Origin of the sequence: Sphingomonas sp. 10B4 (genome assembly GCF_035019905.1) — a bacterium.
In the GTDB taxonomy this organism is placed as follows: domain Bacteria; phylum Pseudomonadota; class Alphaproteobacteria; order Sphingomonadales; family Sphingomonadaceae; genus Sphingomonas; species Sphingomonas glacialis.
On record NZ_JASJVC010000043.1, the window covers coordinates 1 to 19,290 of the forward strand.

Genomic DNA, 19,290 nt, shown 5'->3' on the forward strand with positions numbered 1-19,290 from the left:
TCGTCTGGACCGCCGACCCCGATAAAATCATCGCCGCGGTCAGACGCGGGCACCAAGTGTTAGATTCGGACCACTAGAAGCGGAAGTTCGCGGTCGCGCGCACGCTGTGCCAGCGGAACTTGTCGTCGCTGCGCTTGAAGTCGGTACCGCCGGTGTTCGGTGCGAGCACGAACGGATTGGTCGCCGGCGCTGTACCCTGCGTCACACGAACGCGATACTCATCGTCCTTATACTGGTTGTACAGATACTCGAGACCGATCGAGAAGTGACGACCGAGCTTCTGCTCGATGCCGCCGCCCGCGACGAAGCCCCATGCGTCATGCCGGCTGCCATTGTCGGCGAAGGCATTGGCGGTGTTGCTGGTGGCAAAGCTCGACTTGGTCTTGGCATAGGCGCCGCCACCGGTTGCATAGAACAGCGTCTTGTCGAACGCATAGCCGGCGCGCAGGCGGGCATTGGCGTCGAAGTCGACCTTGCGCGTCATGACATAGCTGGCAGGCGTCGTGCTGAAGCCCGAGACGCTGTCACGCACCTGGCTCTTGCCGAACTCGCCGACAACGCCGATCACGAAATGGCCATACTGCTTGTCGAAGCCGACGCGGCCCGAATAGCTGATATTGTCCTTGTCGTTGGTGCAGCCGGTCAGCGCGCCGGTGCTGGTCGCGCGACCGTTGCAGAAACCGGCGCCGGGCTGCGCGGCGGTCGGGGCGAAGGCATTCGCGCCAGCTGCGGTCGTTACCAGCTCGTTGAAATTGCCGTCACGGTTGCGGTCGAACAGGATGCTCGAACCGACATCGTTGGGCTGCGCGTCGAAACCGACGGTGCCGCCGACATACAGGCCGTCGAACGGCTTGGGATCGGCCTCCTGCGCCAGGGCGGGGGCGGCGAAAGCGAGGCCGGCAACGAGCATGGTGGCGGCGGAAAGAAGAGACTTGGTACGCATGGAAACTCCTGGGTTGCTGCTTCAGCGCAGGAGAGACGTGCGAGCGCGGCGCTTGGCCGCATCGACATGAACATTCTGTCATGTTGATGCGAAAATATCACACCCGGCCGCTGCGACCGCGCCATCACGCAGTGGTTGGCAGCGGTGCCACCGCGGTCCTATAGCAAGGACATGTCCGAAGACCTGTTCGCCGCCACCCCCAAACACCAGCCGACCGATTACGACGCCTCCTCGATCGAGGTGCTCGAGGGGTTGGAGCCCGTCCGCCGCCGACCGGGCATGTATATCGGCGGCACCGACGAGCGCGCCTATCACCATCTCGCCGCCGAAGTGCTCGACAATGCGATGGACGAAGCCGTCGCGGGCCACGCCACGCGGATCGAGATCGAACTGCATCCGGGCAACCGGCTGGTAATCGTCGACAATGGCCGCGGCATCCCGGTCGACCCGCATCCGAAATTTCCCGGCAAGTCGGCGCTCGAAGTGATCCTGTCCACGCTGCACTCGGGCGGCAAGTTCGACGGCAAGGCCTATGCGACGTCGGGCGGTCTGCACGGCGTCGGCGTCAGCGTCGTCAATGCGCTGTCGTCGGACACGATCGTCGAGGTCGCGCGCAACCGCGAGCTCTATCGCCAGCGTTTCTCGCGCGGCGAGACGCTCGGGCCGATCGAGCATGTCGGTGCCGCACCCAACCGGCGCGGCACGATGGTCAGCTTCATCCCCGACGAGCAGATCTTCGGCCCCGAGATGAGCTTCAAGCCCGCGCGACTGCACAAGCTCGCGCGCTCGAAGGCGTATCTGTTCGCGGGCGTCGAGATTCGCTGGAAGTGCGCGCCCGAGCTGATCGGCGATGACACGCCGGCCGAAGCGGTGTTCCAGTTCCCCGGTGGCCTTGCCGATCACTTGCGCGAACAAGTCGGCGCGCGCGAGTGCGCGACGAGCGACTTCTTCGTCACGCGCCAGGATTTCCCCGGCGCGGCGGGTCGCGTCGAATGCGCGGTCGCGTGGCCGCTGTGGAGCGACGGCTCGTACAGCTGGTATTGTAACACCATCCCGACCCCCGATGGCGGCACGCACGAGGCGGGGCTGCGCAACGCGCTCGTCAAGGGCATCCGCGCGTTCGGCGAGCTGGTCGGGCAGAAGAAGGCCAAGGAAATCTCGGCTGAGGACATCATGACCGGCAGCGAGCTGATGCTCTCGGTCTTCATCCGCGATCCGCAATTCCAGAGCCAGACCAAGGACCGGCTCTCGAGCCCCGAGGCGACGCCGCTCGTCGAAAAAGCGGTGCGCGACCATTTCGACCATTTCCTCAGCAACAATATGGAGCGCGGCAAGGCGCTGCTGACCTATGTCATCGAGCGGATGGACGAGCGGCTCGCGCGCAAGGCCGAGCGCGAGGTCAAGCGCAAGACCGCGACGTCGGCGCGCAAGCTCCGCCTGCCCGGCAAGCTTACCGACTGCGCCTCGGCCGGACCCGAGGGCACCGAGATCTTCATCGTCGAGGGAGATTCGGCCGGTGGCTCGGCCAAGCAGGCGCGCGACCGCAAGACGCAGGCGATCCTGCCGATCCGCGGCAAGATCCTCAACGTGGCGTCGGCGACGATGGCCAAGATCGCAGGCAATTCGGAAATCGCCGATCTCATCCAGGCGCTCGGCTGCGGGACGCGAAAGACGTGCGTCGCGGAAAACCTGCGCTACGAACGCGTCGTCATCATGACCGACGCAGACGTCGACGGCGCGCATATCGCCACGCTGCTGATGACCTTCTTCTTCCAGGAAATGCCCGAAATCGTCCGCGCGGGGCACGTCTATCTCGCGCAGCCGCCGCTCTATCGCCTCACCTCGGGCACCAAGAGCCTCTACGCGATGGACGACGCGCATCGCGAGCTGCTCGAAAAGACCGAGTTCAAGGGCAAGAAGGTCGAGATCGGGCGCTTCAAGGGTCTCGGCGAGATGAACCCGATGCAGCTGCGCGAGACGACGATGGACCCCAAGTCGCGCGCGATGCTGCGGATCACGCTGCCGCAGGAATATGAGGAGCGTGCGGGCGTCAAGGATCTGGTCGACCGGCTGATGGGCACCAACCCCGCGCACCGTTTCGCCTTCATCCAGGAAAATGCCGCGCGGCTTGACGAGGCGGCTATCGACGCCTGAGCGAGGCTTCCCGACCCCGCACCGCTGCGATACGCTGCGATCCAAGCTATGTGACGGGGGACACACGATGATTCGCAAGGTCGTTTTGCTGGTCGCGATCTTGGGCCTCGGTGCGCCCGCCGTTGCGCAGACCCCGCAGGCGGCAGCGACCGTGGCGAGCGACCCGCTCCGCCCGCGCGCGCAGGCGCTGCTTGGGATCCTCGGCGGCGGCGGCGACACCGCGGCGGAATTCGACCCGACTTTCCTGGCGCAAATCCCCGACGCGAAGATCCGCACGATCGCCAAGCAATTGTCGGACGCCTTCGGTGCGCCGCTGGCGATCGAGTCGCTGACTGCTGCGACTCCGCAGAAAGCCAGTCTCACCGTCCGCTATGCGCGTGGAAGCGTGGCGATGACGATGACGGTCGAGCCGAGCGCGGCGCATCGCATCACCGGCCTGCTCGTCACCGGCACGACCTCGCGCGAGGCGTCGCTCGACCAGATCGTCGCGACGATCGGCACGCTGCCGGGCGTCGGCGGGTTCGCGCTCGCACGGCTCGGCGACGGCGCGCCGAGCGTGATGCAAGCGACCAAGCCGGACACCGATTTTGCGATCGGCTCGGCGTTCAAGCTCGCCATCCTGTCAGAGGCGATCCGCGCAACCAATGCGGGCGAACGGCGGTGGGATGATCTCGTCACGCTCGACGGCGCCCCGCTCCCCGGCGGGTTTTATACGCAGCAGCCTGCGGGCACCAAGGTCACGCTGCGCGAACTCGCGCAGAAAATGATCTCGGTAAGCGACAACAGCGCGACCGACATTCTGCTCGCCGCGCTCGGCCGCGCGAAGGTCGAGGCGATGTTACCGGTGATCGGCTGGCGCCATGCCGCGCGCAATCGCCCGCTGCTCGGCACACTCGACGTCTTCAAGCTCAAGGGGATTCCGGGCGGAGCACTCGGCAAGCGATGGCTGGCGCTCAACGAAGCGGGACGCCGTGCGCTGCTCGCCAAGGACATCGCCGCAACGCCGCTGGGCGCGATCGACCCGCGGATGTTCCAGCGCGGCGTACCGGTAATGCTCGACATCGAATGGTTCGCCAGCCCCGCCGACCTCGTTCGCACGATGGACTGGATCCGCCGCAACACCGAAACCGGCCCCGGCGCGGAGGCTCGCGCGATCCTCGGCGTCAACCCCGGGGTCGGCCCGGCGCAAGCGGCGCGCTGGGGCTATGTCGGCTACAAGGGCGGCTCGGAGCCGGGCGTGATCGAGATGACGCTGTTGCTGCAGTCCAAGGCGGGCGCCTGGTATGCGCTGGCAGCAAGCTGGAACAATCCCGCGGCGGCGGTCGACGATGCACGCTTCGTGGCATTGGTCAGCAGGGCGGTCGATCTCGCTGCAGCAAACCCGTGATCTCGATGGCGATTACTGCGTATTACTTTGGAATCGACATATATCCTTTCGAAGCATAGCTTTCCCGTGAGCTATAGCAGCCAGGAGTGTTGCCATGTTTCGAACGACGTCGTTTGCCCTGGTCGCATTGCTCACCACTGGCGCAGCGTCCGCACAGCAGCCGCTTCCGGCACCATCGACCAGCGGCCGCAACATCGTCGTCACGGGAACACCGCTCAAGGATCTGCGAAACGCGCTCGCGCGGTGTCTCGAGCAGCATTGCCCGCCCGACAAGGACATCGACGCCACGCTGGCGGTGGCGGAGGCGCAGTTCGTCGCCGGCCAATACCGTGATGCGCGCGCGACGATGCTCAAATCGATCGATCGCAACCGGCGCTTCGCCAAGACCTATCCTGAGCCCGTTTCCGACCTCTACCGCGCGCACTCGCGTGTCGCGGCGCATCTCGGCGAGGATGGCGCCTATTTCGGGAGCGCGCTCGACGTGGTCAGCACGCTGAAGGCCGGTTTCGCAGACGACGACTGGCGCGTGCTCGGCGCCAAGCTCGAGCTGGGAGACGCGTACTTCAAGACGGGACGGTTCGAGGACGCGGTCGGCCTGTACCGCACCGTCGTGCGCCGCGCGCACGAGCTGCACCTCGGCCGGGCGGAAGGCATGGCGCTGCTCAGCATCGCCAACGCCTATGTCGCCGCCTCGCGTGTCCGCAACGACGGCTATTACGCAGCGGCGCTGAAAGCGTGCGACGCCGTTCGTGCCGCGACCGACCCCGCGATCGCGCCATTCGGCGCCGCCGCGACCGTGCTCAAGGCGAAGCTCGCGGTAAGAACCGGAGAGCCCGGCGCGGTCGATCGGCTGGTCGCGACCTATCGCACGCTGGCGAAAGGCGCGACCAAGCCGGTGCTGCTCTACGCCCCCACGATCGATCGTCCGATGCAGGCCTATCTCGAATTCCCGGACGGCGAAGCGCCGATCAAGGGGGCGGTGCAGGACTTCGCGGATCAATGGGTCGATATCGGCTTCAACATCGCGCCCGACGGCACCGTCGACGAGGCCGAGGTGCTCCGCCAGAGCCCGCACTATTCGGGCAAATGGGCGCAACCCGTGATGACTGCGATCCGTGGCCGGCGGTATGCGCCAAACGCAACCGGGCCAGGCACGTCGCGAGTCGAGCGCTACACCTATACCGCGACGTGGGAGTTCGAGACCGGCTCGCGGATTCGAACGCGCCGGCCGGTCCCCAAGATCGAAGTCCTCGACTTGACGAGCGATGCCGCCCTTCCCTCATCCTGACGCGCGTTACCGCTGCATCCGCGCCTGATGGTATTTCGCGCGCACGACGATTCCCGCGAGCAGATGCAGCGCCGCCACACCGAGCAGGAACAGCGGCAGGATCATCGGCACTTGCGGCCAATAGCGTGCGCGCAACGCCGCGAGCAGCGCGCCCGCGACCGCGAGCGCGACGCCCATCCAGCGGATCGGCCGCGCGACCATCCGCAGCTCAGCCTTGTAGGCGGCGCGCTGTACGGGGTCGTTGAGATCGGGCGGCGGCGCGGCGGCCGGGTCTTGCGTCATCGATTCGTCCATTCGCTGGCGAGGAGTCCCCACAGGATCGTGTCGCGGACCCCGATATGCGTTTCCCACTCGGCGCGCAGCCGTCCCTCGCGCTGGAAGCCGAGCGATTCGAGCAGCGCGTTGGAGGCGGTATTGTCGGGGTCGGTATCGGCAAACACACGGCGCTGCTGCTCGACGCCGAACAGCTGATCGAGCACCGCGCGCACCGCTTCGCGTGCGATCCCGCTGCCCCACTGGTCGCGCGCCAGCATGTAGCCGATCTCGACCACGCCCGGCCGCTTCTCGCCCGCCGCGACGAAGCCGATCGCGCGATCGTCGCCGTGCAGCGTGATCGCCCAACCGCGCCACCCATTGTCCGACTCAGCGAACTTCGCGCGGGTCTGCTCGACCGACACGTGCGGGCCGTGCGACCAATAGGTCATCAGCGCGGGATCGGCGAAGCTCGGAAACAGCGCGTCGGCGTCTGCGACGGTGCGCTCGCGCAAGCGCAGCCGGGCGGTTTCGAGGACCGGGATCGGCGTCATGCCGTCAGCGCGGCGACGAGCGTCTTGACCTTCTTCTGCCGCCACTGCGGCGTCGGCGCGACGAGCCAATAGCCGAGCCGGTACGCCTTCGCCTCGCCCAAGGCGACGACGCGCCCGCTCGCCAGATCGGCAGCGGCGAGCAGTTCGGGCACGGTCGCGCGCCCCAGCCCCTGCGCCGCGGCATCGAGCGCGAGCCCCGCATCGCCGACCCGCACGAGCGAAGTCGCTTCGTCGTCGACGCAGCCCGGCCAGGCGATCCGCGTATCGACGCCACCGCCGGCCGCCTCGACCGTCACCATTCCGGCCGAGGCGATCGCCTCGCCCTCATGCCCGCCCGGGCCATCGCCCCAGCGAATCGCGAGATCGAGATTGGCTTCGGTGAAGTCGATCATGTCGTCGGCGGAGATCAGCACGAAACGCAGTTCGCCATCGCCGCGCGCGATTTCGGCGAGCCGCGGCATCAGCCACTTTTCGGTCAGATCGCGTGGCGCGGCGATCGTCAGCGACTTGCTCGTCTGCCCCGCCTGCATCGCGCGGACGGCCTCCTCGAACTGTAGGAAGCCGTGGCGGAGCGGCGCGAGCCCGGCCTCGCCTTCCGGTGTCAGCTCGAGCCCCTTGGTGGTGCGACGGAACAGCACGACGCCGAGCGTATCCTCGAGTGCGCGGATCTGCTGCCCGACGGCTGCGGGGGTGACGGCGAGCTCATCGGCGGCGCGCGTGAAGCTCAGGTGGCGCGCGGCGGCGTCGAGCACGCGCAAGCCGTTGAGCGGGAGGTGCGTGCGCTTCACTTCTTGCTCCCCTCCCGCTTGCGAGTTTCGGGTGAGCAGCGCCCCGCGCTGCTCAGGCTGTGCCGGGGGCACAGCCGACCCGAAACTGGGCTGGGGGAGGGAAGTGCCAGACCTGAAGCGCTGTGCCTGAGGCACGCCCCTCCCATAACCCCTCCCGCACGAGGGAGAGGGATAAGAGAGCGCGCGCTCACGCCCCCACCGCCGGCGCAAGCAGCGCGAATTTCGGAATATCGACATCGAACGCCGAGCCATCCTCGGCGATCATCCGATAGCTGCCGAGCATCGACCCGGTCGGCGTCGAGAGCGGACAGCCCGAGACATAATCGTAGCTCTCGCCCGGCGCGATCATCGGCTGTTCGCCGATCACGCCTTCACCCTCGACCGAGTGCCGCGCGCCGCGCCCATCGGTGATCGCCCAATGGCGCGTCAGCAGCTGGACGCCCATCGCGCCGGCATTCTCGATACGGATATGATACGCCCAGAACCACCGCCCGCGCGCAGGCTCGGACTGCTCCGGCAGGAAGCTCACCGCAACGCGGACGATGACCCCGCGCGTCTCGGCGACGTACGGGAACAGCGCCTTCACAAGCCGGCCGCCGTCAGGGCGCCGTCGAGATCCTCGATCACGTCCTGCGGATCCTCGAGCCCGACGTTGAAGCGCAGCAGCCCCTCGGTCACGCCCATTTCGAGCCGCTTGTCCTCGGACACGCCGTAATGAGTCGTCGACGCGGGATGCGTCATCAGCGAGCGCGAATCGCCGATATTGTTCGAGATGTCGACAAGGCGCAGGCCGTCGAGCAGCGCATGCGCTTGTTTACGATCGGCCACCTCGAACGCGAAGATCGGCCCGCACGCGTCCATCTGCGCCATCGCGAGCGCATGCTGCGGATGGCTCGCCAGCCCCGGATGCAGCATGCGGGGCACGCGCGTCTCGAGGAAGGCACCGACCTTGAGGCTGTTCTCGCTCTGCCGGCGAATGCGCAGGTCGAGCGTCTCGAGCCCTTTCAGCACCACCCAGGCATTGAACGCGCTAAGCGTCGGCCCGGTGTTGCGCGTGAAGGGCAGCAGCGTGTTGGTGATGAAATCCTCGGTCCCGCAGACGGCCCCTGCAAGCACGCGCCCCTGCCCGTCCATCATCTTGGTCGCGCTATAGGCGGTGACGTCGGCACCGAATTCCATCGGCCGCTGCAGCGCGGGCGTGGCGAACGCATTGTCGACCACCGAGGTGATGCCGCGTTCGCGCGCGATGTCGCACACGGCTTTGAGATCGACGATGTCCATCGTCGGATTGGCAGGCGTTTCGAAGAAGAACACCTTGGTGTTCGCCTTCGCCGCATCCGCGAACGCTTGCGGGTCGCGCGCATCGACGACGGTCGTCTCGATCCCGAACTTGGGCAGGAGCGTATCGACCAGCCAGCGGCACGACCCGAACGCCGCGCGCCCGGCGACGACATGGTCGCCGGTCTGCAGCTGGCACAGCAGCACCGCGGTCATCGCCGCCATTCCCGTCGCCATCGTGCGGCATGCCTCCGCCCCCTCGAGCAAGGCGATGCGGCCTTCGAGCATCTCGACCGTCGGGTTCTGCAACCGCGAATAGGTCATGCCGTCCTGCTCGCCGGCAAAGCGCGCGGCAGCGTCGGCGGCACAATCATAGGCATAGCCCGAGGTCAGGAAGATCGCCTCGGACGTCTCCCCGAACTCGCTGCGCGCGGTGCCGCCGCGCACGGCTTGGGTGGCGGGGCGCCATTGGCGCGTGATGCTCTGGTCCTGGCCGGTACGACGTTTCATGGGCGTTGCTTTGCCGGTGGCGGGGGGCGCGCGTCAATGGGGTGCCGGCCTATGCGCTTGAAAGCCGCGCTGTTCGGCGGAATAGATGCGCAGGTGAGCGCCGTTTCCTCCATAGCCCCCTCCCTCTCGGCGCGCCCCCGCCCGTATCGCGCCGCCGCGCTGATCGCGCTGCTCGCGCAGCTGCTGTTCAGCTATCGCCTCACCATCCCGACCAAGCTGATGTTCGACGAGGTCCATTACGTCCCCGCCGCGCGCACGCTGATCGCGCTGGCGGGGCCGCGCAACATCGAGCATCCGCTGCTCGCCAAGGAGATCATCGCGGGCGGCATCCTGTTGCTCGGCGACAACAGCCTGGGGTGGCGCTTCTTCTCGACGCTGGCGGGCACCGCGACCGTGCTCGGCGTGTTCGCGATCGTCTGGCTGATGCTCGGGCGCGTGCGGCCGGCGGTGTTCGCCGCGCTGTTCGCGCTGTTCAACTTCACCGTCTTCGTCGAGGCGCGGATCGCGATGCTCGACGGCTTCATGGCGGCGTTCACGCTGCTCGGCATCGCCAGCCTGTTATGGGCGATGCGCGCCGAGACTGCGCGCGGCGCATGGGGGCGCTGGATCCTGGGAAGCGCCTTGCTCGGCCTCGCGGTCTCCGCGAAGTGGATCGCGGCGCCGTTCGTCGCCTATGCCGCGCTCGGCTTCGTCATCGTGCGGCTGGTCGACGCACGGCCCAGCGGGCGCTCGGTCTTCGCTGCGCTCAACGCCCGTCCCACGGGCGGCACGCACCGCCACTGGCGCGGCATGGCGGCAATCCCCGCGATCCTCGTGCTCGGCGCCGTCAGCATCGGCGTCTATGGCGCGACCTTTGCGCCGGCCTTCTTCTACACGATCGATCCGCTGACGTGGCGCACGCTGCTGCCGTTCCAGGCGACGATGTACGCCCAGCAAACGCAAGTGCTCCCCTCGCACACCTATCAGTCGCGCTGGTGGAGCTGGCCGCTGATGCTCCGCCCGATCTGGTATCTCTACGAACGCACCGACGGCGCACAGCGCGGCGTGTTGCTGATCGGCAATCTGGTCGTGCTATGGGGCGGACTCGTCGCGGTCGCGGCATGCCTGTATCGCGGCGCGCGCGCGCGCGACCTGCGCTTGCTTGCGGCGGCGGGGCTGTGGATCGGTAGCTATGTCGTGTGGATCATCATCCCCAAGTCACTCGGCTTCTTCTATTATTACTATCTGCCGAGCATCTTCCTGTGCATCGCGCTTTCCGTCGCGCTCGACCATTTCGGGCGCAGGCGGCAGTGGGACATGGCGGTGCTCGGCGGATGCGTCGCGCTGTTCGCGGTGTTCTACCCGATCCTCTCCGCGATGCCGCTGTGGGGCCCGAATGCGTTCCGGGTGTGGACGTGGTTTCCGAGCTGGGTCTAGCGGGCGTCGGCAGCGCGCAAGTCGGTTGACTCGATTGACCCCAAGACGTGATGTTTACGATCGCGATCGTTTCCGTTTCTGCGCTAATGCAGCGATCCGGGTTCGATGATTTCAAAGAGCAGTTGGTACATACCATGAACGGCAGATGTAGGACAGCGCCTTGTCCGCTTTCGACCAGTTGTAGCCATTCTCGCATCTATGAGACTTGCCCGAAAGCAGACATGGTGACCGTCGTATGTGGTGGAAACTCACAATCCTCGGGATCGTCACGGCGGGGCTGATCTTCTGCACGATCCCAATCCGCACGCACGCGGTTATGATCGATCCAGCCAATCCGCCGCTTTCGACAAGGTGGATCCTGCGGTTCATCTTAACGAATATGTATCTGACCCCCGGCACGATGATCGTTATTTGTCTGGTGCTCGCGGTGGCGGGTTACATCGCGTTTAGGATCGTCCGCAGCGGGTAGACGCCGATTAAGACGCGTCAGCTTGCTCTACACGCTTCCAAAAGCAGACGGTCCCTTCACCACCACGTTGAGCGATTCCCGCACCGTCCATCGATACGAGCCGCCTGAAAGCCGACCGGCAGCTATCGGGCGGAAAAGCGGTCAGGCCGGAGCCGCCTAAACCCGGTCGTCGTCGTGTCCCTGGTCGCTCGCCAATAGCGGACATTGATTTCTGCCGATAAGTGTAGACCGATGAACTGGTCGGCCCTCATCGGCATTGCAATTTTCGGCGGGCTACTTTGCTTCGGATTGGGGAAAGGCACGATGCCAATTCCCCACTTTTGGGCTCCACAACCCAATCGGATAGACAATCCCGTCTGGTTTTGGGTCGCGGGGGCTTTCTACGCCGCCTTGCTCGCCGTATCGATCGCCGGATTTATAGGCCTATTACGCTGACCGCGCGGAATGGCAGCTTTCCAAGCCGTAATCCCGAAAGCGGCCTGACCGCTCACCACCACCTATCGCCGTTCGGCTTTCGACCCGGCAAGAGCAGCGCCTGAAAGCCGGGCGACAGCTATAAGGCGGGAGAAGCGGTCGGTCTCAAATCGACCAATTCCCGACGTTGAAGCGGGCGCTAGCGCTTCCTTGAAAGGATCGCTCGTTCATCTTACGATCCGCGCTTGATTGGCCAAAACGGTCAGCGATCAGGCTTTGTCAGGCGGAAGCGCCAGCCGATGCGGACGATCAGGCTGTCGGACGGGGCGCTGCGAACCTCGTACGGAATCTCGCTCGCGATGGCGGAAAATGCGCCTACGACCAACGACTAGGTCGTCGAAGCCGCCGGCGCTCTCATCGCCATCTGACGAACGAATATGCCGCCGCCATCACGCGCTCAGAATCGTATCCGCGCGCCAGCCGTCACACTCTCCTGATGATCGTCGTTCCCGGTCTGCGAGGCAGCGGATGCGAAAAGGTCGAGCCCGCTTGTCAGGCGATAAGCGAGGCCCCCTTCCGCCGTGCCGACTGCTTGGGTGCGCGGCGCGCCCTGCGCGTCGAGCGCGAGCGCACCGCCCGAATAACCGGCCAGCGCATCGACGCGCGTCCCCTGCGTTTGGTAGCGCAGCCCGAACGATACCCACGGCCGAAACGGCGCGGGGGAAGCGGAGCTGCGTCCGAAGGTGATGCCGGTATCGGCAAAGCCGGCAACGTGCCGATCGCGCGCGACCGTCAACGCAAACGGGCTGGTGCTACTTTCCGCCACGCCCGCGCGGGTGCTGCGCACATACGTGACGCCGGCGTGTGGCCGCAGCGCCCAGCCCGAATGCAGCACGAGCTCGTAGCTCACTTGCGCATCGCCGACCCAGCTGTGCAGGTCATACTGTCCGGTCGCCGCAATGCCGCCCGGCAGCACGCGCGTGGTGCGCGCCGTGCCGCCGTCATACAGCACGGACGCGGTAACCCCGAAACCGCCGGGCGCCTCGAACCGGCCATGGATCCCGGCGACCAAGCCGTCGGCCTTGGTCCGGCTGCCAAGTGCATCGATCCGCTGGGTATCGTCGAGGTACCCGCCGAACGCGCCAACGCTCCACTTCGCGCTGCCGATGCCGATTCCGCCCAGGAAGCCATAGCCCTGGGAGCGCGCGGCCGCCGCCCCGCTCGCCGCATCGCCAAGCTGGTGGCGCTGTCCGAGCGTCGCCGCAAAGGTATAGGGGTGGACGGTGTCGCCGGTCGTCGCGAACGCCGGCCCGCGCGCTACGCGCGTCAGCGTCAGCGCATTGTCCACGCCGATCTGCGTCGCCGTAGCATAGGGTTCGGGCGTGATCTGCGCGAACGCTGCCGCGTTGGAGCTGCCATCGGCGTTGAGCAGCAGCGGCAGCGCACCGAACAGCGCGCTGGTCGCGGGCTGCGTCACCAGCGTCGCATTGGCGTAGGCGATGCTGCGGCTGACTTGTGGAGTGAAGCCGCCGGCATCGAGGAACTGGCCCAGCAGCTGGATCCGGTCGGCCCGCTGGACGAGGAAGCCGAATACGCTGTCAGGCTTCAGCACAGTCGTGAAGTTGCCGGCGATCCCGCCGCTTGCCACAATCAGATCGTACAGCGTGCCGGGGCGCAGTGTCCCGACCGGCACGAGCTGGAGGGTTGCCCCGCTGGCGATGGTGACGGCGCCGTTGACGATCAGCTTGTCCGAGACGGTCGCGCTGAGTTCGAACAACGAAAGCGAACCGCCCGCGAGCGCGACATTGCCGTTGACCGTCATCGTGCCCGGCGATGCGCCGGGGCTGAGCGTGCCGGCGACCGTGAGATTGCCGTTAAGCGTTCCCGCCGACCCGAAGATCGCGCCCGCGCCGACCGAGACATTGGCCGCGTTCACCACCGAGCCTGCGAGGCCGACCAGCCGCCCGCCGGTGAGCGCGACGGTGCCAAAGTTCGCGGTGCCCGAGACCGTCGCGTAGCCTCCGTTCATACGGTAGGATTCTACATTGCTGACATTGGTAAAAGCGACCGGGGCAGCGGCGGTGCCGCTTGCGACGTCGATGCTGTCCGATCCCGCGCCGCCGTCGACCGATCCAGCAAAGCCGCCGGCAATGACGAAGCGATTGTCTTCCTGACCGAAAGTCACCGCGCTCGTGAGACTGGCGGTGTTGGCGACGGTCAGCCCCCCTGTGGCAGTCAGCGCGTCATTAGCAAAGGCACCGCCTGCCAGCGTCAGGGTGCCGCTGCCTTCGGTGGTTAGCCGCTGGAAGTTGGTCAGCACGCCAGCGGCGAGCGTCATGTCGCCCGCCAATTCGAGCACCGCGGCATTGCTTCCTGAACCGCCCGAGACGCTGCCGGCCAGCGTGCCGCCAGCGGCGAGCCGGAAGCGGTCGTTTCCCGCGCCCAAGTCGATCGTGCCGGCCAGCACGCCGCCGCGCGCGACCGTTACCGACGTGTCTTCTCCGGTGAAGCCCAGCGCTGCGCCCGTGCTACCGAGCGTGCCCGTTACGGTGAGGGGGGCGGCGAGCGTCACCACCTCAAAGCCAGTAGCGCTGCCAGCAAGCGTAACCCCGCCCGTTGCGGTCAGGCGTAGCGTGTCGCTACCCTCGCCGCCGTCGTAACGCCCCTTCAAAGTGGCGGCGCTGATCGCCAGCACGTCGTTACCAGCACCCAGTTGCACCGCGCCGACATCGCCGTCGAGCGTCAGCTGAGTGGCGCTGCCGGTAGCTACGATCTGCCCGACGGAACGCCCGTTGAGGGCTAGCGTAAGATTGGTCCCGTTGAGCGCGATTGTCTCGAAATTCTGGTCGAGCCCAAGCGTCAACGTGCCCGTACCATCGACGGCGAGCGCCTGGAAATTGCTCCGCGCGCCGATGCTGCTGCGGTTGCCCGCCAGCACCACGCGGTAGAGGTTGGCACCGGTGCCGCCGTCGACGGCCCCCGCGCTGCTGCCGGCACCCTCGACGAAGGTATCGTCGCCGGCGCCGAGCGCGACCGGACCGGCGATCGTACCCGTGTTGATCAGCATGTCGTTGCCGTCGGCAAGCGTGACGCCGCCGGCGATCGCACCGGCATTGATGAGTGTCAGTGCGCCCGATCCGGCGGTTCCGGTGACCGTCGTCGCACCCACAGTGGATAGCGTCTGGCCGGAGGCAACGGCGAGAGTACCGCCGGCGAACGCGATCGTGTCGACCGTGAAGCTGCCTGAATAGCTACCGGTGCCGCTACCGACCTGCGTAACGCGCTCGAAATTGGCGATTTGCGCGGCGGCAAGCGTCGTGGTGCCACCTGTCGTGTCGATCATATAGCGGTCGGTGCCGGCACCGCCGTCAACGAGGCCGGTCACACGCCCGCCGACACGCTGGACGACGCTGTCGTCGCCTGCGCCGAGCATGACACGGCCGGTGATCGTGCCGGCATTGTCGAGCGTATCCGCGCCGTCGGCAAGGATCACATCGCCGGTGATCGTCCCGCTGTTGCGGACGCTATTCTTGAATGCGTCGAACGTGAGGATCGCCTGGCTCGACGTCGTGCCGCTCGCGCTGATCGTTCCGGCATTGACGAGGTTGAGTGCCGAATCCGCGACGAGCACGCCCACGGCTTGTCCGCCGCTCGCGCTGATCACGCCCGACACGGTGTTGGTGATCGTGCCCGAAAGGCCGGCGCCGGCGACGACCAGAGCCGTCGACTGCCCGGTCGTTGGCTGGGCGGTGGTGGCCGAAATCGTCCCGCTGTTGGCAATTGCATAGCTGAGCGGCTGCGTCGCCTCATAGGCGTAGAGGCCGAAAGCGTAGGCCGATCCCTTGTTTGCGGCCCCGCCCTGTGCCGAGATCGTCCCGCTATTGTCGAAGGCGAGCGTGCCGCCGGCTCCCGTTCCATAATTGCCGGCAGTGACATCTACCGCACCGCTGCCGTTGCTACTCGCGATTGTGCCCGTGTTGGCAAAGGTGAAGGCGATCGGTGCCCCTGCCGTGCTCTGCAGGCCAACCGACACACCGCCGCCGAGGATGCGTCCGCTGTTGGCGACACGCATCGTGTCGCCAGCGGTCAATGCGACTGCAAAGCTGGAGGCCATCGGCGTCGCGGTGATCGTTCCGCTATTGGCAAAGGCGAGCGACGGGGTTCCGTAGAGGCTGACGGTCGCGCCGTAGGAGGTCGAGCCGGCGAAGGAGACCGTCCCGCTGTTGCTGAAGGTGCGGACCTGCGCCTGTACCCCGCCGCCGACCGTGCCGGCGTTGGTCAGCGAGGACAGGGTCTGGGTGGACGGGAACAGCGTTTTCTGGATGTACGGATAGACGCTCGACGCGGGCGTCGTCGTGGTGAGCATGCCCGCGATCGTCGCCTGATTGACCACGCTGCCGGTGCCAAGCGCGTAGAGATTGCCGGCGAAGGGCGCTGCCGCGGTGGTCGTCACCACCGTGTCGGCACCGAGCGCCTGGACGAGCCGGTCCTCGAAGTTGATGACACCGGTGGGAAGATCGAGCGCCACCGTCCCGCTGCTCGAAAGCTGTCGGCCGTAGATATCGGTTCCGGCGCCCCCGTCGATCACGCCTGACACGCCAAGCGAATCGGATGTCTGGAGCAGCAAATCCGCGCCACCGCCGAACAGCAGGTCACCCGCGATAGTACCGCCCGCCGCGACATAGACGCTGCTCGAAAACGATCGCAGAGGTGCGCCCGAATAATAGGGATAGCCATAGCCGAGATCGACTGTGCCTGAGATCGCCCCGGCATTCGTCACTGTACCGCTGTACAGCCGGATCGCGGTACCACCCGTGCCGGAGATCGTGCCGCCTGCCGCATTGACGATCGCGGCACTGGCGGACGTGTCAGTCCCGCCGATCCCGACCCCGCCCGTGCTGGCGATCGTGCCCGTGTTGGTGATCGTGGTGTTGCTGTAAGCGGCGACCGCGGTGCCGCCGACCTTGATCAGTCCGCTGTTGACGATCGAGCCCGATGGGACGCCGAGCCGGACACCCGATGAATTCACGCCACCGGCGATCTGGGTGATGCTACCGGTGTTGACCAGCGACGTGCCGGTAACGCCGATCCCACCGTCGAGCAGGATCGTACCGGCATTGACGACCGCCCCGCCGCTGATCGCCGAGATGAACGAGGGCGCGGGCGTGTGGTCGGTTACGGTGATCGTGCCGAGGTTGGTAAAGGTGTCTCCATTCCCCAGGCTGACCGCGGCTGCGGTCGAGCGTCGCCGCAGGATCGCGCGTGAAAGCGATCGTCCCGCGGCTGGTGATCGCCAGCGCGCTGGCGGTTCCGGCATAGCTCGGCCGGTCCGACAGCGTTTGGGTCGTGGCGATCGCGCCCTGTGCCGTGGTCGCCGCAAAGTTGGCGGTGAGATCGACGCTCCCGGTGCCAGCCAGCAGCAGGCGCTGCGTCACCGGTGCGGCGGCGCTCAACGTCAGCTTGGCGCCGCTCGTCAGTTCGAAGGTCGGCGTGGCGAACGGGCCGACCGGGCCAATCGTCGCGGTTTGCGTGCCCGACGCGCGATAGCGCAGCTGCGCACCGCTCGCCGCGGTGACCGTCCCGGTGATGCCGGCGAACTGACCCGGGCCGCTATTGGCGAGATCGGTGAACAACACGCCGTCTGCGCCGAGCACGAGGTTACCGTTGAGCACGCCCGCGCCCGACGAAATGTAGCGCTGACTGCCGCCATTGGCGAAGGAGGAGGACAAGGTCACCGTGCCGTTGATCGTCCCGGCGTTCGAGATCACTTCGTTGAACGACGTCCCCGTCACAGCTCGCCCGCCGCTGCCGATGACCCCGCCGGCGAGGTTGTACACCGCACCATAGGAATCGAGCACGACAGCGGTGCCGGTGGGGTTGGTCGCAGTGATCGTGCCGGTATTGGTCAGGAAGGCGCTCGTCTCGACGCCGATCGTGGCGCCACGGATCGTCCCGCTGTTGCTCGAGCCCGTCCCGACATTGCCGCTCAGCACCGCACCAATGCCGCCGCTCGACCGAATCTGCCCGCTATTGGTCAGACTGTTCCCGGAGAGCGACACGCCTGTGCCGACCGAGTCGATCGTTCCGCTGGTGGCGACGCTCGCCTGGAACGCCGAGACGCCGCTACCGGCGGACACGATCGCGCCGGTATTGGAGATCGTCGTGAACGCGCCGCTTTGCGCCGAGATCGCGGCGGCCGAAGCGGACGTGGTCTGGATCGTGCCTGCGTTGACGAAGCGTTGAACGCCAGGCGAGGTGACGCCGTTCAACACGAATGCCGGACCGGCCGCCACGACCGTCGCTCGGTTGACGAGCGTCCCGCCGCCATACACCTGCACCGTGCCCGGCGCGACGAATCCGGCACCAAGCGTCGTCGTCGCCCCGGTTGCGGTCGAGATGCCGAATTGCTGAAAGCCAGCGAGCAACGTCACCGGGGTGTTGATCGTCGTATCGCTCGTTACCGCGAGCTGCTCGGTATTGGTGCCGCCGCCGGGATTGATCGTGCCGGTGATGCCGGTGACCAGCGCGGGCGTGCCAGCGTAGCGGACGACCAGCGTGTCGTCATACGATCCCAGCGTTACCGATCCGGTGATCCGCCCCTGCGACGAATCGATCAGGCTGGTGCCGTTGCTGCCGATCACGTTGCCCGTGATCGTTCCGGAATTGACCAGCGTGGTCACGCCGCTGATCGCGGTGGCGCCGCCGCTGGTAATCGTACCTCCGGTTTGGTTGGTGAGGCTCAGGAAATTGCCGGAAACGGCAGCGCCCGTGCCGGTGTTTAAGATCGTTCCGCTGTTGGTCAGCGCGGCGATCGTCGCGCTCGAGAGGGTAGCGACGGCGCTGTTGGAACGGATCGTGCCGCTGTTGTTCCAGGCACCGGGATTGATCGTATAGGGATAGGCCGTCCCGGCATTACCCGTCGTCAGCGCAGCGCCGCTGCCGCCGTCGATCAGTCCGGCGTTGGTCAGCGAGGCGACCGGGCCGACGATGCTGCCGCTGATCACGCCGCTCGCGCGATTGGTGATCGACGAGAAGGCCGATGACGCAGTGGTGAAGCCGTTGCTGGTCGTGGCGAGATCGCCGCGCAACGCGACGCCGCTCGAGCCGGTTATCGTACCGGCATTGTCGACGCTGATGGTGAGCTGGCCGTACGTGTTCCCGGCGGACTGTCGTACGTCGAACGCGGTGACGCCCGATACGCCGGCACCCGCGGCGATCGTCAAAGCAAGCCGGGTCGTACTCCCGTTATAGGCGGCGACTGGCCCTGTGTAGAGCGCGATGCCACTTTGTGCGCCAACCGTGACTTGCCCCGCGACGGAGATTGTCTCCTGGATCGACGATAGCGAATTCGGGACTTCCACGATGATCGCCGGAGCACCGCTGTTCGTCACGGTCGCGCCGCTCGTCACCGCCAGGGTCGAGCCGGGCGTGTTGATGCGGATGCCGTTCGAATCGGTACCCGTGCAGCTGCTCGTCGCATTGGCGATGGTCGGATCGGGTGCGCATTGCGCGTGCGCTGTCGCTGGAAAGATGGCCAGAGCGCTCGTGCCGAGCGCGAGCGAGAGTTTGCGACGCCGCAAGTTTTGCGCAAAAGCCTTCATGACCATCCCCTTGTGGCGACGCCCCCGCCGCTTTTCGGTTGCGCTAAGCTAGGATAGGGAGGGTGTCGAGCGCTGGTGGCTTCCGACAGAAAAATTATTCTGTTTCATAAGGAGATGGTGGAGCGCTCGACGCGCGGGCCGGAATAAGGCGAGGTTGACTGCACGCGACAGCTGGTCAGTGGGGTTCACGAAAGCCGGCGTCCGTCTCGCGGATCGATCCGTCGCGGCGAAGTGCC

12 protein-coding genes are annotated in these 19,290 nt (G+C 66.5%); 5 read left to right on the forward strand and 7 right to left on the reverse strand.

The genetic code is table 11. The features are described from left to right. Window positions 1-73 precede the first annotated feature (73 nt). A complete protein-coding gene (locus tag QN347_RS12940; RefSeq protein WP_322160259.1) occupies window positions 74-943 on the reverse strand; it encodes an outer membrane protein in 870 nt (289 codons plus the stop codon). A gap of 171 nt (window positions 944-1,114) precedes the next feature. Here QN347_RS12940 and parE point away from each other — a divergent pair, with 171 nt between their 5' ends. The 3 genes from parE to QN347_RS12955 all read left to right on the forward strand — a co-directional run bounded on the left by parE (window position 1,115) and on the right by QN347_RS12955 (window position 5,772). After that, entirely contained in the window at window positions 1,115-3,097 is a 1,983-nt protein-coding gene (gene parE / locus QN347_RS12945; RefSeq protein WP_322160260.1) for a DNA topoisomerase IV subunit B, read from the forward strand. Between the two features lie 67 nt (window positions 3,098-3,164). Next, complete coding sequence (locus QN347_RS12950) at window positions 3,165-4,484, forward strand: serine hydrolase (RefSeq protein WP_322160262.1); 1,320 nt, start codon at window positions 3,165-3,167, stop codon at window positions 4,482-4,484. Between the two features lie 94 nt (window positions 4,485-4,578). Next, window positions 4,579-5,772 (forward strand): hypothetical protein, encoded by a 1,194-nt coding sequence (locus QN347_RS12955; RefSeq protein ID WP_322160264.1) that lies wholly within the window; start codon window positions 4,579-4,581, stop codon window positions 5,770-5,772. 6 nt (window positions 5,773-5,778) lie between these two features. Here QN347_RS12955 and QN347_RS12960 read toward each other — a convergent pair whose 3' ends face one another. The 5 genes from QN347_RS12960 to QN347_RS12980 form a co-directional block, all read right to left on the reverse strand. After that, the gene (locus QN347_RS12960) at window positions 5,779-6,054 is read right to left on the reverse strand and encodes a hypothetical protein (RefSeq protein WP_322160266.1); all 276 of its coding nucleotides are present in this window, start codon (window positions 6,052-6,054) and stop codon (window positions 5,779-5,781) included. Then, on the reverse strand, window positions 6,051-6,578 hold the full coding sequence (locus QN347_RS12965; RefSeq protein WP_322160268.1) for a GNAT family protein: 528 nt from the start codon (window positions 6,576-6,578) through the stop codon (window positions 6,051-6,053). The genes QN347_RS12960 and QN347_RS12965 overlap by 4 nt, the downstream gene beginning before the upstream one ends. Beyond that, window positions 6,575-7,366 carry a LysR family transcriptional regulator gene (locus QN347_RS12970; protein ID WP_322160270.1) on the reverse strand — a complete coding sequence of 264 codons (792 nt, stop codon included), beginning with the start codon at window positions 7,364-7,366 and terminating at the stop codon, window positions 6,575-6,577. Before QN347_RS12970 ends, QN347_RS12965 begins: the two co-directional genes overlap by 4 nt. A 187-nt stretch (window positions 7,367-7,553) precedes the next feature. After that, window positions 7,554-7,952: a Co2+/Mg2+ efflux protein ApaG gene (gene apaG / locus QN347_RS12975; RefSeq protein ID WP_133189767.1), complete on the reverse strand. Its 399-nt coding sequence runs from the start codon at window positions 7,950-7,952 to the stop codon at window positions 7,554-7,556. Then, entirely contained in the window at window positions 7,949-9,154 is a 1,206-nt protein-coding gene (locus tag QN347_RS12980; RefSeq protein WP_133189769.1) for a trans-sulfuration enzyme family protein, read from the reverse strand. Before QN347_RS12980 ends, apaG begins: the two co-directional genes overlap by 4 nt. 57 nt (window positions 9,155-9,211) lie before the next feature. On the opposite strand from QN347_RS12980, the gene QN347_RS12985 reads away from it, so the two are divergent. Continuing rightward, window positions 9,212-10,570 carry a phospholipid carrier-dependent glycosyltransferase gene (locus QN347_RS12985; RefSeq protein WP_322164111.1) on the forward strand — a complete coding sequence of 453 codons (1,359 nt, stop codon included), beginning with the start codon at window positions 9,212-9,214 and terminating at the stop codon, window positions 10,568-10,570. A 235-nt stretch (window positions 10,571-10,805) separates the two neighbouring features. Continuing rightward, window positions 10,806-11,039: a hypothetical protein gene (locus QN347_RS12990; protein WP_322160272.1), complete on the forward strand. Its 234-nt coding sequence runs from the start codon at window positions 10,806-10,808 to the stop codon at window positions 11,037-11,039. An 871-nt stretch (window positions 11,040-11,910) separates the two neighbouring features. On the opposite strand, the gene QN347_RS12995 is transcribed toward QN347_RS12990, so the two are convergent. Beyond that, on the reverse strand, window positions 11,911-16,770 hold the full coding sequence (locus tag QN347_RS12995; RefSeq protein WP_322160273.1) for a hypothetical protein: 4,860 nt from the start codon (window positions 16,768-16,770) through the stop codon (window positions 11,911-11,913). Window positions 16,771-19,290 lie beyond the last annotated feature (2,520 nt).